Source organism: Mesorhizobium zhangyense (assembly GCF_011045115.1).
GTDB classification, from domain to species: Bacteria; Pseudomonadota; Alphaproteobacteria; order Rhizobiales; family Rhizobiaceae; genus Mesorhizobium_M; species Mesorhizobium_M zhangyense.
Genome location: NZ_JAAKZG010000005.1, coordinates 66,489 through 80,388, shown reverse-complemented (window position 1 = coordinate 80,388; position 13,900 = coordinate 66,489). Strand labels below are relative to the sequence as shown.

General features: G+C 61.7%; 15 protein-coding genes. 1 reads left to right on the top strand and 14 read right to left on the bottom strand.

Annotated features, from left to right (window positions below; translation table 11 throughout):
- Positions 1-26: 26 nt before the first annotated feature.
- From G6N74_RS13185 to G6N74_RS13155, 7 genes are all read right to left on the bottom strand, one after another.
- The gene (locus tag G6N74_RS13185) at positions 27-839 is read right to left on the bottom strand and encodes a nucleotidyltransferase domain-containing protein (protein ID WP_165118028.1); all 813 of its coding nucleotides are present in this window, start codon (positions 837-839) and stop codon (positions 27-29) included.
- 8 nt (positions 840-847) lie between these two features.
- On the bottom strand, positions 848-1,627 hold the full coding sequence (locus G6N74_RS13180; protein WP_091908766.1) for a succinate dehydrogenase iron-sulfur subunit: 780 nt from the start codon (positions 1,625-1,627) through the stop codon (positions 848-850).
- 3 nt (positions 1,628-1,630) lie between these two features.
- On the bottom strand, positions 1,631-2,455 hold the full coding sequence (locus G6N74_RS13175) for a glycosyltransferase family 25 protein (protein WP_165118026.1): 825 nt from the start codon (positions 2,453-2,455) through the stop codon (positions 1,631-1,633).
- 4 nt (positions 2,456-2,459) lie between these two features.
- Entirely contained in the window at positions 2,460-4,307 is a 1,848-nt protein-coding gene (gene sdhA / locus G6N74_RS13170) for a succinate dehydrogenase flavoprotein subunit (RefSeq protein WP_165118024.1), read from the bottom strand.
- 2 nt (positions 4,308-4,309) lie between these two features.
- A complete protein-coding gene (sdhD, locus tag G6N74_RS13165) occupies positions 4,310-4,693 on the bottom strand; it encodes a succinate dehydrogenase, hydrophobic membrane anchor protein (RefSeq protein WP_165118022.1) in 384 nt (127 codons plus the stop codon).
- Between the two features lie 2 nt (positions 4,694-4,695).
- Positions 4,696-5,100 carry a succinate dehydrogenase, cytochrome b556 subunit gene (sdhC, locus tag G6N74_RS13160; RefSeq protein WP_165118020.1) on the bottom strand — a complete coding sequence of 135 codons (405 nt, stop codon included), beginning with the start codon at positions 5,098-5,100 and terminating at the stop codon, positions 4,696-4,698.
- A gap of 296 nt (positions 5,101-5,396) precedes the next feature.
- The gene (locus tag G6N74_RS13155; RefSeq protein ID WP_165118018.1) at positions 5,397-5,765 is read right to left on the bottom strand and encodes a hypothetical protein; all 369 of its coding nucleotides are present in this window, start codon (positions 5,763-5,765) and stop codon (positions 5,397-5,399) included.
- 225 nt (positions 5,766-5,990) lie between these two features.
- On the opposite strand from G6N74_RS13155, the gene G6N74_RS13150 reads away from it, so the two are divergent.
- Positions 5,991-6,356, top strand: coding sequence for a hypothetical protein (locus G6N74_RS13150; protein WP_165118016.1), 366 nt, complete (start codon positions 5,991-5,993; stop codon positions 6,354-6,356).
- Between the two features lie 24 nt (positions 6,357-6,380).
- Here G6N74_RS13150 and G6N74_RS13145 read toward each other — a convergent pair whose 3' ends face one another.
- From G6N74_RS13145 to G6N74_RS13115, 7 genes are all read right to left on the bottom strand, one after another.
- On the bottom strand, positions 6,381-7,577 hold the full coding sequence (locus G6N74_RS13145; protein ID WP_165118014.1) for a GGDEF domain-containing protein: 1,197 nt from the start codon (positions 7,575-7,577) through the stop codon (positions 6,381-6,383).
- A gap of 109 nt (positions 7,578-7,686) precedes the next feature.
- Positions 7,687-8,784: a GGDEF domain-containing protein gene (locus G6N74_RS13140; RefSeq protein ID WP_246245764.1), complete on the bottom strand. Its 1,098-nt coding sequence runs from the start codon at positions 8,782-8,784 to the stop codon at positions 7,687-7,689.
- A 241-nt stretch (positions 8,785-9,025) separates the two neighbouring features.
- On the bottom strand, positions 9,026-10,438 hold the full coding sequence (leuC, locus tag G6N74_RS13135; protein ID WP_165118010.1) for a 3-isopropylmalate dehydratase large subunit: 1,413 nt from the start codon (positions 10,436-10,438) through the stop codon (positions 9,026-9,028).
- A gap of 311 nt (positions 10,439-10,749) precedes the next feature.
- A complete protein-coding gene (locus tag G6N74_RS13130) occupies positions 10,750-11,292 on the bottom strand; it encodes an MgtC/SapB family protein (RefSeq protein WP_165118008.1) in 543 nt (180 codons plus the stop codon).
- A 66-nt stretch (positions 11,293-11,358) separates the two neighbouring features.
- Positions 11,359-11,994, bottom strand: coding sequence for a class I SAM-dependent DNA methyltransferase (locus G6N74_RS13125; protein WP_165118006.1), 636 nt, complete (start codon positions 11,992-11,994; stop codon positions 11,359-11,361).
- Positions 11,991-12,800, bottom strand: a complete 810-nt coding sequence (locus G6N74_RS13120; RefSeq protein ID WP_165118004.1) for an amino acid ABC transporter permease — start codon at positions 12,798-12,800, stop codon at positions 11,991-11,993. The genes G6N74_RS13125 and G6N74_RS13120 overlap by 4 nt, the downstream gene beginning before the upstream one ends.
- 226 nt (positions 12,801-13,026) lie before the next feature.
- Positions 13,027-13,824 (bottom strand): transporter substrate-binding domain-containing protein, encoded by a 798-nt coding sequence (locus tag G6N74_RS13115; RefSeq protein ID WP_165118002.1) that lies wholly within the window; start codon positions 13,822-13,824, stop codon positions 13,027-13,029.
- Positions 13,825-13,900 lie beyond the last annotated feature (76 nt).

Genomic DNA, 13,900 nt, shown 5'->3' with positions numbered 1-13,900 from the left:
CCTTGCCGCGACGGCAAGGACACTTTTCAGACGCCTTCCGCTTCCTGCCGGTAGAAGTCTTCCGCCAGGGCACGATCCCGCTTCCGCCGATTCTCGTCCTTGAGCGAGGGAGGCATGTTCATTTCGTGGTGGCCATATCTGGCTTCCAGATACCCTGCGATCTCGGGTGGTATCGGTCCCGTACCCATTTCCCGTGTTTGGGCCTTGGTTGCGATCATGCGGCCTATTTCTTCGGCAACGGACGGCAGCACCTCGGTTTGCGAAAGACAGACCGGCAAACTCATTGGCGGCAATGTGGTGAAAGCATGCTGCTCCATCCAATCCAGCGCCACTAGCGGCCTGATAAGATAGAAAAGCTTCTTCAGTTTCACGTCGGTGCCGGAATTCTCGATCCTGGAAATGTGGGAACGCGCCAGGCCGAGGTAGTGGCGCGCGACTTTTGCCGGATCGACGATTTCGGCAAGGAGACCAAGGAGCCGCGCCCGAAAGCCTTCAGCCTCCTCATAGGCTATCGGCGAATTCGCCCACTCCACGACAACGGCATTTCCGCCGAGCGCAAGCAGCAGGGCCTTCCGCAAATCCCACCCACCGGCATCGATATCGCCCTCGATCGGGAACTCGACGACGTCGCGCGGTGGCTGCAGGACCAGATGATCGCGAACCGGCCGCACATAGACGAAGCGGCAATCATAGTCGCTGTCGGGAGATGGAAAGCCCCAGGCCCGGCTGCCGCTTTCAATGGCGAACAGAATTTTCAGCCCGCCCGCACGAGCCAGATCAAGTCGATCGCGGATTGCGGTAACGGCTTCCGGCGCAAAATCCGCCGGCAGCGAAGCCATGCGTTGAATCAGACCCTTCTCTCCACCATCATCTTCTTGATCTCCGCAATCGCCTTGGCGGGATTAAGACCCTTGGGGCAGGTTTGCGCGCAGTTCATGATGGTGTGGCAGCGATAGAGCCGGAACGGGTCTTCGAGATTGTCGAGACGCTCGCCGGTTGCCTCATCGCGACTATCGATCAGCCAGCGATAGGCCTGCAGGAGCGTTGCCGGGCCGAGATAGCGGTCGCCGTTCCACCAGTAGCTCGGGCAGGAAGTCGAGCAGCAGGCGCACAGGATGCACTCATAGAGCCCGTCGAGCTTGGCGCGGTCGTCATGGCTCTGCAGCCATTCCTTGGCCGGCTCGGGCGAGACGGTCTTCAGCCATGGCTCGATCGAGCGGTGCTGGGCGTAGAAATTGGTGAGGTCAGGCACCAGATCCTTCACCACCTGCATATGCGGCAGCGGATAGATCTTGATCGCGCCCGAAATGTCGTCGCAGCCCTTGGTGCAGGCCAGCGTGTTCGAGCCGTCGATATTCATGGCGCAGGAGCCGCAAATGCCCTCGCGGCAGGAACGGCGCAAGGTCAGCGTCGGGTCGATGTTGTTCTTGATCCACAACAGCGCATCGAGAACCATCGGCCCGCAATCGTCCATGTCGACGAAATAGGTGTCGATGCTCGGGTTCTCGCCATCGTCCGGCGACCAGCGATAGATGCGGTATTCGCGCAGATTGGTGGCGCCCTCTGGCTTCGGCCAGGTCTTGCCCTGTCTGATCTGGGAGTTCTTGGGAAGGGTAAGTTCGACCATGGCTCAGACGCTCCAGTTGTTTGCATGAGCTAGGATGGTTGGGCAAACGGCGATCTTTCGCTTGACGCCGACACCGGTTGTTCCGAGCTTGCGCGCCGTCATGGCCATGTGGCCGGCCAGCCTGCGCAGCTTGAAATGGGGATAACGCACCAGCACCGTCAGTCGCGACATCTTGCTCGGCTGCGTGATGGTGGATTTGAAAGGAACCTTGAGGCTGCCGCCGTCCTCGCCGCCATCATAAAGCGGGGCGGCCAGACCGGGCTCGGCCTGAAGCCGCGCTATGCCGGCAAGATTGAGGAACGCATCGGAGGGCGCGGCATGGTGGCGGGCGCGTTTCAGCAGCGCTCGCGCCGCCTCCGGCAAGACGATATAGCCTGCCGAACCGCCACGATCGACATAGAGCCGATAGAGCTGGACGCCGCTTTCAGGCGCCGAGACGACCGCTTTTCTGGATACCCATTTTTCAGCGCCACGCGTCTCGATATTGACGATATCCGCCGTCTTCAGGCTGGAAAATTCCTTGAGGAAGGCGGGCAACCTGTCCGACAGGATCACATCGTCCTCAAGCACGAGAATCGGTCGGTTTTCCTCGACGCAAAACTGCCAGACGCGTGTATGGCTGATCAGGCAGGCAAGTTCCGAGCGCGAAATCGGGCGCATATAGGTGTTGCCGAGCCGGGCGAACTCAGCATCGCTGATCGTGCTGGCGTCCGTCGCGGGCAGGCGCGTGAAATCGAGGCCGAGATCGCCGAGCTGCCTGGCAATGAACGCCAGGCGGTCGGGACTCCGGTCCAGGTTTATCAGCAGGATGCCCGGCGTGGTCGACATTGTCTCAATATACCCGCGCCTTGGGCGCGATCTTTGCCAGGCTGATGCCGCCGTCTTCTTCCCTGGCCAGCGGCTCGGTGTGAACCGGGCGGTAGGAGAGCGTCACTTTGCCGTCTTCGGCGACATGGGCCAGCGTGTGCTTGCGCCAGCCGGCATCGTCGCGCGACGAGAAATCCTCGCGCGCATGCGCGCCGCGGCTCTCCTTGCGCGCTTCGGCGCCGTAGACGGTGGGAATGGCGTTGGCCATCAGGTTTTCCAGTTCCAGCGTCTCGACGAGATCGGAATTCCAGATCATCGAGCGGTCGAACACCTTGACGTCCTTGAGCTCGCTCCACAGCGCCGACATGCGCTTGCAGCCCTGCGCCAGCGATTCCTGGGTGCGGAACACGGCGGCGTCTTCCTGCATGATCTTCTGCATCTTCTCGCGAAGAACAGCCGTCGGCGTGCCGCCATTGGCGTTACGCAGGCGGTCGAAGCGGGCCATGATCTTCTCGACCGACTTTTCATTGATCGGCGGAATGGGTGCTGCGCGGTCGATCACCTCGCCGGCGCGGATCGCCGCAGCGCGGCCGAACACCACCAGATCGATCAGCGAATTGGAGCCGAGACGGTTAGCACCGTGCACCGAGGCGCAGCCGGCCTCGCCGACAGCCATCAGGCCGGGCGACACGCGGTCGGGATTGTCCTTGGTCGGGTTCAGCACCTCGCCCCAATAGTTCGTGGGAATGCCGCCCATATTGTAATGCACGGTCGGCAAAACCGGGATCGGCTCGCGGGTCACATCGACGCCGGCAAAAATCTTGGCCGATTCCGAAATACCCGGCAGGCGTTCATGCAGCACGGCCGGATCGAGATGGTCGAGATGCAGGAAGATGTGATCCTTGTTTTTGCCGACGCCGCGGCCTTCGCGGATTTCCAGCGTCATGCAGCGCGAAACCACGTCTCGGCTTGCAAGGTCCTTGGCCGATGGCGCATAGCGCTCCATGAAGCGCTCGCCCTCGGAGTTGACGAGATAGCCGCCTTCGCCGCGCGCACCCTCGGTGATGAGGCAGCCCGAACCGTAGATGCCGGTCGGGTGGAACTGCACGAACTCCATGTCCTGAAGCGGCAGGCCGGCGCGGGCAACCATGCCGCCACCGTCGCCGGTGCAGGTATGGGCAGACGTTGCCGAGAAATAGGCGCGGCCATAGCCGCCGGTGGCCAGCACGACCATCTTGGCCGAGAAGCGGTGGATGGTGCCATCGTCGAGGTTCCAGGCGACGACGCCGGTGCAGACACCATCGTCGGACATGATCAGGTCGAGCGCGAAATACTCGATGAAGAACTGCGCATTGTGCTTCAGCGACTGGCCGTAAAGCGTGTGCAATATGGCGTGGCCGGTGCGGTCGGCAGCAGCGCAGGTACGCTGCACGGGCGGGCCGTCGCCATAGTTCATCATGTGGCCGCCGAACGGCCGCTGGTAGATCTTGCCTTCTTCGGTGCGCGAGAACGGCACGCCGTAATGCTCGAGCTCGTAGACGGCAGCCGGCGCCTGCTTGACCATGTATTCCATGGCGTCCATGTCGCCGAGCCAGTCGGAACCCTTGACGGTGTCATACATATGCCACTGCCAGGAATCGGGACCCATGTTGGACAGCGAGGCGGCAATGCCGCCCTGTGCCGCAACCGTGTGCGAGCGCGTCGGGAAAACCTTGGTGATGCAGGCGGTCTTCAGCCCCTGCTCGGCCATGCCGAGCGTGGCGCGCAGGCCCGAACCGCCGGCACCAACCACCACCACGTCGAACTTGTGGTCGACATAGGTGTAACCGCTGCCGGCCGGTGCCGCGCCATTGCCTTTTTGATCCTTGGCCATGGTCAGCCCCCGAATGCGATTTTGAGCAGGGCGAAGAGCGAAGCAACGCCGACCGCGATGGTGAAAAACGTGTTGAGCACGATGAGCGCCAGCTTGCCGCCCTCGCCATGCACATAGTCCTCGATGATGACCTGCATGCCGAGCCGCATGTGGTAGAGGCCGGAGATCAGGAACATCGCCAGGATCAGCGCCACGAAGGGATTGGCAAGCGCGGACCGCACTTCGGCATAGCTGGCGCCATTGAGCGAGACCAGCAGGCCGATGAAGAACAGCGTGAGCGGGATGTTGGCGATCGCGGTCAGCCGCTGGCGCCAGAAATGCTCGGTGCCTTCGCGGGCCGAACCGAGGCCGCGAACTTTTTTGAGAGGTGTGCGCATATCGGCCATGATCACATCCCCCGCGCCATGTAGCCGGCGACCCAGATCAGCACGGTCAACGCGACCGACGCGATCACCGTCGCCCAGGCGATCTTCGAGGCGGTGCGCTTTTCAAGCCCGACGCCCGTATCCCAGATCAGGTGGCGGATGCCGCCCATCAGGTGCTGCATCAGCGCCCAGGTGTAGCCGAACAGAATCAGCCGGCCGATCCAGCTTCCGAAAACCCAGCTGACGAAGTCGAAATATTGCTCCGAGGTCGCCGCCGCGATCAGCCAAAAGGCGACCAGCAGCGTGCCGAAATAAAGCGCCCCACCGGTGATGCGATGGATGATCGACATCGTCATCGTGATCAGCGGTTTATAGATCGTCAGATGCGGCGACAGAGGCCTTGCTTGGGTGGCTGGTGATTTGCTCATGGCTCCCCTTTCGTCGCCCGATATATTCCGAAGGTGCCGATGCGGAAATACGGCGTAGCCTTCTCGGAATGCGACTTCGGACAGCCGCGTTCTAATGCGCTTTTTGCACCGCGTCAAAGCCGGAAAAGCGTTTCGGAAGAGCTATTTCGTCAAAAGCGCGAGAGGGTCAAGTCACTGTTTCCGCTTCAATCGATTGAAGCCTGCATGACAATTCACGGCGAATTGAACCATTGCCGACAAGTGCAGGGGCGTCGCTTTCGGGTCCCGCTCTGCTGCAGCGCAACCAGAACGGCGAATCAGCGATTGCAGGTCACCGGCTCCTTGCCGCTTTTCATGTAGAGTGCCTCTTTGCCGTCCAGCACCAGCGCATAGGGCGTCTCGCCATAGCGCGACTGCTGCGTGGCGGGCGAGGCCGGCAGATCGACGCTCTCGCCTTCGGGATCGACCAGTTTCACCGAGGTACGGAAATTGTCGACCGTCAGCGTGCCTCTCGGGCCGCAGCTGTATGTCGCGTGAGTGGGCTGGCTGGTCGTTTCCGTGCCCGTCGCCTTGGCGGCCGCCCCGCCGGCATGCCCTTCCGAAACACAGGAGGCGACCGGCAGCAGCGGGATCATGGCAAATGCGGCAATCAGGAACGCGCCGCCGCTCGATTTTCTGTCTGACATGCCGCGCAAGCTACCCGTTTTGCCACCGAAAGATCAACCATGGGACAGCCGACCGCACCCGTGGATCCCGTGATCAGCCCGGCTAGCAGCCAAGGAGGCACAAACACTGAAAATTAACCACGTTTGTTAATTCATTTCGCCGCAAACGTACGAGGCTCTTAACAAAGGTTAATAAAGCGTTAACGTCATGCCATCGAGGATCGACCTCGCTCGATGGAGAAAGCCATGCCTTCGAACGGCCGCAAGATGCTTTTCCTGCCGATGATTCTGGCCGTCGCGGCCATCGGCACTTCCGCGCCGGCGATAGCCGGCGACAGTCATGACCGCGTCTATGCAGACAGTTTCGGCAATCTCGTCGTTGAAAGTGCTGCCGGCTACAAGCGGATCGTCGTCGGCCAGGGCCACATGGCCCGCGAACTCTCGAGCTACACTCAGGCCGGCCGGCCAAAGGTGGTGCATATCGAAGGCCCCGGCGGCATATTTGCCTATGAGCGCGGCTGCTTCCGCCCGCCCGTTCTGGTCAAGGGCCGCAGCTATATGTACGGCTTTGACCAGGGCGAGATTCCGCTTCAGGGCGGCCCCTGCCGCTAGATCATGATCAAAGTCTGCTTGGACTTAGCGCCTGCGGGTCGACGGGCTGCGCTTACCGTTTTCCGATGCCAGCGAAATCCTGACGCAGTCGCGTCCGCCTTTCTTGGCTTCGTAGAGCGCCCTGTCGGCGCGCAGCAGCAACTCCGACACATCCTCTCCGGCTGCAAGTTCCGCAACGCCGAAGCTGGCGGTGAAACGCAATCCTTCGGGCAACCCCTCCACCGGCAGGCCTGAAAAGGCACTCCGTGCGCCTTCGGCGAAAAGCCGCGCCGACACCAGATTGGCGCCGGGCATGATGATGGCGAATTCCTCGCCACCGATGCGGCCGGCGACATGATGGTTGGAGGATGCGTCACGGAGGAAACCCGCGAACGCCTTGATCACCCGATCGCCGGAGGCGTGGCCGTAATTGTCGTTGATCGACTTGAAATGATCGAGGTCGCTGATAACCAGCGCCAACGGCGTATTGCCGCGGTTCGCCTCCCGCAGGGCTGCGCGGGCATGGCGCTCGAAACCGCCACGATTGAGCAGCCCCGACAGGGAGTCGGTTTCAGACGCCACGGTAACACCGGCAAGGATGTCGCGGGCCAGTATGACCAGGAAGAGCAGCGCGATCGCCAGCGCGAACACCGTTCCCATCGATTGCGAGACCATTGCATAGTTGGTCTGCAGATATTGCTGCGCAGTGACGCCCGTACCGCCGAGTGCCTGCGACAGGAAGGGCTTGGTCAGGAACTGCAGCGAACTTGCCGCAAGAAGGCCCATCAGGATGAGTTCGAGCTTGCCACGACGGCGGGCCGAAAGCACGATCCACGCACCGATCGCCTGCATCATGAAATAAGGCGCCTGATAATACATCATGCGGGTAAACGACTGCCGCGGCATGTCCTGTATGAGATAGCACGACACGACCGACGCCACGAAAAGCGAGCCCATCAACCACCAGGGCACCGGCACCTCGTATTTGCGGGCCATGCCGACATTGAACAGCACCATTGCGCCCAGGAATGTGGCGAAGGAGACGGTTGCGACCACCGGGTTCACGCCGAAAACCGAAATCGCGAACTCGATCAGGAGATAGACGAACGCCAGACCATAGGTGAAACCCAGCCACCGCGCCGCCACCTGCTTGCGGTCATAGACGGCAACCATGGCGAATGAGCCGCCGAGCAGGCCGGCGACAACCAAGTTTATTGTCAGGACAACGCCTGCTCCAGTCATTCCGTTGCGCCCCCTTTTGTATGAGCACACAACCACACTTAGCCGAAAAACCCGTTAACGTGGGAGCAGGGGTGGATCACATTCCCGGCAATTATGCGTCGGTCGATGTTCAGATATGACCGCCGTAATACCCTGCGACAACGCAGTCGGCATCGGCTGGAAGCTGATCGGCCAGTTTCACGCTGTCACGGCCATTGTTCTTGGCACGGTACAGTGCCTGGTCGGCACGGCGCATGAGGGATTCGAAATCCTCGTTTGTCGCGCGGCTGGCGACGCCAAAGCTTGCCGTGACCTTCTCGGCATGGGCGGGCAGTCCCTTGATGCGATGCTGTGTGAACGAGGCGCGCAGACCTTCCGCAAAAAGCCGCGCCGTCATCAGGTCGCTGGCTGGAAGCACGATTGCGAACTCCTCGCCCCCGATGCGCCCGACAATCGCATCCTTGCCCGATGAAATACGCAGATGCGTGGCAAAGGCGGCGATGACGGCATCGCCGACGGCATGCCCATAGGTGTCGTTCACCGACTTGAAATGATCGAGATCGGCCAGCACGATTGCCAGGGGAACGGAGGCTCCCGAGGGGCGTCTTGCATAAGCTGCCGACCGCTCTTCAAAGCCGCGCCGGTTGAGCAGGCCCGACAGCGGATCGGTATGGGATTCGGCCTGCAACTCCTTCATGACGTCGAGCGCGATGGCCGTCGTCAGCGAAAGCGCAAGCATCACCGAAATGAGCACCATGGAGAAATTTGTCAGCAGCCAGTAGAGCGAGGCGTGGTAGGCGCCGTAGCCCTCGCCGCCGATCCAGATCGCCGTCAGCGGCCGAATAAGGAAGTCTATCGCGGCCAGTGTGCACACCGCGATCAGGACGCGGTCGACTATGCTCTTGCTGGGTACTGGCTTCAGGGCAGCGACGACCACCATGCATATGCCGGAACAGGCGAGGTTGATGGCGAAGATGCGGCCGACAAGGCTCGGCTGGACGAAAAGAAACCAGCTCAGCGCAGCAATGCCGGCAAAGCCAAGCAACGACAGAAGTTTGGCTGGCGAGGGCCTGTCGTGGCGGGCCACGGCGGCTGTGGCCAAGCTGACTGCGGCTATCAGCAGGAGCAAATTCGAGAGAAACTTCGTCGGCGCGACACCGATCGGCAGGTCAAAGCTTTGCAGCAAAAAACCGACCGCATAAGCGACGTAGGAGAGGCAGAGCACCATCACGTGGCCATGCCTTCGGTACGTCCAAAGCAGAAAGAACGCCGATGCAAAGACCAGCGACAACGCTGGCGTAAGCAGCGCTATGAAAAGGTTAGCCCCCAAGTGCCCGTGTCTCTGATCCGCTTCCGTTGCGGCAAACACTATGGCGAACCCACAAACAACCGGTTAAATCGGTTGTGACAACTCTCGGAATTTCACCGGACAGTTGCCCCGCCCGGTGAAATGAGGGTTTAGCTGCCGGCTAGTGCCAGTCGCGGATATCGACGAAATGCCCGGCGATCGCGGCAGCGGCAGCCATGGCCGGCGAGACCAGATGCGTACGGCCCTTGAAGCCCTGGCGACCCTCGAAATTGCGGTTCGAGGTCGAGGCACAGCGCTCATGCGGCTTGAGGCGATCGTCGTTCATGGCAAGGCACATCGAGCAGCCCGGCTCACGCCAGTCGAAACCGGCGGCGATGAAGATCTTGTCGAGGCCTTCGGCCTCGGCCATTTCCTTCACCAGTCCGGAACCCGGCACGATCATGGCGTTGACGGTCGCGGCGACCGTCTTGCCTTCGACGACCTTGGCGACGGCGCGCAGATCCTCGATGCGGCCATTGGTGCAGGAGCCGATGAAGACGCGGTCGATGCCGATGTCGGTGATCTTCGTGCCCGCGGTCAGGCCCATATATTCGAGCGCGCGCTTCTTGGAGTTGCGCTTGTTCTCGTCCTCGATCACTTCCGCATCCGGCACGACGCCGGTGACGGCGACGACGTCCTCGGGCGACGAGCCCCAGGTGACGATGGGCGGCAGCTTGGCGGCGTCGAGCACCACGACCTTGTCGAAATGCGCGCCTTCGTCAGTGTGCAGCGTCTTCCAGTATTCGAGCGCCATGTCGAAGGCCTCGCCCTTTGGCGCGCGCGGCTTGTCTTTGACATAAGCGTAGGTCTTCTCGTCCGGCGCGATCAGGCCGGCGCGGGCGCCGCCTTCGATCGACATGTTGCAGATCGTCATGCGGCCTTCCATCGACAGTGCGCGGATCGCCTCGCCGGCATATTCGATGACATAGCCGGTGCCGCCGGCAGTGCCGATCTCGCCGATGATGGCAAGCACGATGTCCTTGGCGGTGACGCCTTCAGGCAGCTTGCCGTCGACCTGCACCAGCATGTTCTTGGCCTTGCGCTGGATCAGCGTCTGCGTTGCCAGCACATGCTCGACCTCGGACGTGCCGATGCCGTGCGCCAGCGCGCCGAAGGCGCCATGCGTCGAAGTGTGGCTGTCGCCGCAGACGATGGTCATGCCGGGCAGGGTAAAGCCCTGCTCGGGGCCGATGATGTGGACGATGCCCTGGCGAACGTCGTTCTCCGAATAATATTCGACGCCGAAATCCTTGGCGTTCTGGGCGAGCGCCGCGATCTGGACGCGGCTTTCCTCGTTGCGGTTGATGCCGAGCTTGCGGTCCGGCGAGGTCGGCACATTGTGGTCGACGACGGCCAGCGTCCGCTCGGGATGACGCACCTTGCGGCCCGTCATGCGAAGGCCCTCGAAGGCCTGCGGGCTGGTCACTTCGTGGACGAGATGGCGGTCGATATAGAGCAGGCAGGTGCCGTCATCCTGGCGGTCGACGACGTGGTCGTCAAAAATCTTGTCGTAGAGGGTACGCGGAGCGCTCATTGTCTATGTCCTTGGATAGAGCGGTAATTCTGGAATGAACCGGCAAAGCGAGCCGGCGGTCGCGTCCGCTCACGATAGGCGGCTGGTGCGCGCGCCTGAAACCCGGGCAAAGAATCGGCTTGGCAGGCGCTTGTGGTCCTGCAGCACGAAACCCTTGTAGGCCGGATCTCCAAACAGTTCTTCCATAGCCGCGCTCTTACCAATGTTTTGGCATTTCGGCAATCGCTGGCTTCGGGGTGCCGGTTGCGCCACCGGCGGGGAGCGCCTTCGTCTTCACGACGGCTAATCGGCGACGCCGCAATCAGTGAGGTTCACGCCTTGCGTCGCGGCGGCGACTTGCTGCCCTTGGGATCGGCTGGCGGCTTGTCCTGATTGTCCGTTTTCAGGTTCATCCGGTCATGCACCGTCTGCAGCAGGCCGAGCACGATCAGCACAAGCAGCGTGCCGAAGCCGGCAATCTGCCAGAAGCCCAATCCGCAGGCCAGGCCGATGGCGCCGGCGAGCCACATGCCGGCGCCGGTGGTCAACCCATGCACTTCGCCGCGCGAGAACAGGATCGAACCGGCTGCAAGAAACGCCACGCCCGCCGTCACCGCTTCGACCACGCGGATGGGATCGACCTTGACCGAGTCCTGCGCAAACATCGGTGCGTGAATGATTTCGATCGTCAGGATGCCGAACATGGCCGCCGCCACGCAGACGAGGATATGCGTTCGCAAGCCGGCCGGGCTGTTGCGCCATTCGCGTTCGAAGCCGATGACGGCGCCAAAGGCGGTCGCCAGCAGCAGTCGAGCCGCCACGACCGGAAAGGACGTGTATGTCGGATGGCCGAATTCTTCGATGAGCTGTTCCACGCAATCACCTCGCTGACGTTGGCCGCTAACGTGCCTCCGTCATTCCGGTTCCAGAACGGCTGCCAGCTAAAGAATTTTGAAGACGAACGCCTTCACCAGCACATCGGCCTCATCGACGGCGAAGGCGCGGAACGGCGGGCTTTCTTCGATGAGACGCCAGCGCCCCACCTGTTCCAGTTCTGCAAACTTTTGCCGAAACCAGCCGCTCTCCAGAACGACATCGCGGACGGTGAAGACGCCATGTCCACCCGCACGCGTGATCCGCACGAGTTCGTCCAAGCTGGAGGCGGGCGCGTGCCCCTCGGTAAAGACGCCAGTCGAGAAAAACGCCGCGAAATGCCCGTCCGCCCACGGCAGCGGAGCGCCAAGGGCTGCCTGCGTCAGCGCATCATAGGCATTGCGCCTGCGAGCGATTGCCAGCATGTCGGCCGAGAAATCGAGCCCTTCGATGCTGTCATAGCCGAGCGCCCGGAGATAAGGGCCGGAAAGCCCTGTGCCGCAGCCGGCGTCCAGAAATGGGCCAACTCCGCGCGGTACATATCGCGCCACCCAGGCGGCGATCATGAAGGGCAGGCAATAGCCGGAGGCTGCCGTCTCGCGATCATAATCGCCTGACCACGAGGCATAAGCCTGCGTGAGCTCCGTATCGGTCCTGGCCGAATAGACCTGCTCCAGCCCCTCGCTGTGCCGCTTTTCGCTCATCGAAATTCCTGCCCTTTGCGCAACCGTTGTTCAAGCGCGCGCAAGGCCAGCGACAGGCTGACCGTCAGCAGCAGATAGACATAGGCAACGATCGAATAGGTCTCGAAGAAACGAAACGAGCCCGAGGCATAGACCTTGCCCATCTGCGTGATGTCGGCGACGCCAAGCACTGAAACCAGCGAGGAATCCTTGACCATGGCGATGAAGTCGTTGCCATAGGGTGGCAATATCGTCTTGAACGCTTGCGGCCAGACGATGTGGCGAAAGCGCCGGTAGCGTGAAAGGCCGAGCGCCTTGGCAGCCTCGATCTGGCCCGTATCGACGGCCTGTATGCCCGCCCGGAAAATCTCGGCGATGAAAGACGAATAGGCAACCGTCAGCGCGATTATCGCCCGCCACAGCAGCGAAAAATCGCGCACCTGCATCGGCCCGATGATGCCCGCCGCCTGCAACGGCGCCGTCACCCAGTTCCACAGCCACACCATGGCCGGCGCGCCGACGAAGGCAACCCAGAACAGCAGCACGAGGATCGGCACGCTGCGGATGATCTCGACATAGAAGCGGGCTATCTGGCGCAGCCACACCGAACCGGAAAGCCCCATCAGCGCAATGCCAAGACCCAGCGCGGAGGCCAGCGAGTAGGCGACGATGGTGACGAAGACCGTGATGCCGACGCCTTTGACGACAACGGAAAACACCTGGGCATAGAGGTCGTTGGCCGCGATGGAAACGGCAGCGGCAATGGCGATCGCAGCGGCGGCGACCAGCCAGAATGGGAAGTCTGGTTTTGAGGCGGACGGTGGCATCAGGAGAAGGTTGCGGCGGTGAGGGACAAGGAGAGAGACTTGCCAAACCAGCGCTGCCCCTCACCCTTACCCTCTCCCCGTAAACGGGGAGAGGGGGGCGTCGGCGTTGCGGCAATCCCCTTCTCCCCGTTTACGGGGGTCCGAAGGACGGGTCGAGACCAGTGGCTCGGCCCCGGTCGGTCCCGGCAGGGGGATGAGGGGCAGCGTGAACGTTTCAAGCGAACGCTCACTGCCCCATCTTGTAATCAAGAAACCACTTCTTGTTCAGCGCATCGAGCGTGCCGTCGGCCTTGAGTGCTGCAATCGCCGCATTGATCGGCACAACAAGATCCGAGCCCTTCTTGAAGATGAAGCCAAAATCCTCGCTGCCGAGCGGGCCGCCGATGACCTTCAACTTGCCGTCGGAAGCATCGACATAGCCTTGCGCCGCGACACCATCGGTCAGCACCAGATCGACATCGCCCGTCTTCAGTGCCTGGACAGTCGCGCCAAAGGTCTCGAACAGCTTTATGCGCGGGTTCTGCTCATTGCCGTCGAGCACGTCATAGACGGAAACGAAAAACGGCGTGGTACCCGGCTGGGCGGCGATCAGCCCGTCCTTGAGTGCTGCAAAACTCTTGGCGTCGGTGAAGCGGCTTTCGTCGGAGCGCACCAGCATCCGCATCTCGGAATGCATATAGGGTGCTGAGAAATCGACCTTCTCCTTGCGGTCTTCCTTGATGGTAATGCCGGTCATGCCGATGTTGTATTGCCCGTCCGACACGGCCTGGATCATCGCGTCCCAGGAGGTGTTCTGGTACTCGACCTTGAAGTTCAGGCGCTTGGCCATCTCGTTCATGGCGTCATACTCCCAGCCGATCTGCTGGCCGGTTTTGGGGTCGACGAATTGCAGCGGCGGGTAGGCGTTTTCCGTCACCACCGTCACCGTCTTGCCGCCGAGATCAGGCAGCGACTGCGCTTGGGCAGCGAGCGGGAGAAAAAGCGCAGCCAGGAGGCCGGCGAGCGAAAGCTGGAAGCGGTTCATGGGTCTGGCTCCTGTCACGATGCCATTGCGGTCAGAGGCGTTGCGTTCGCCGCAGACTGTACTCGACCAGTTATAC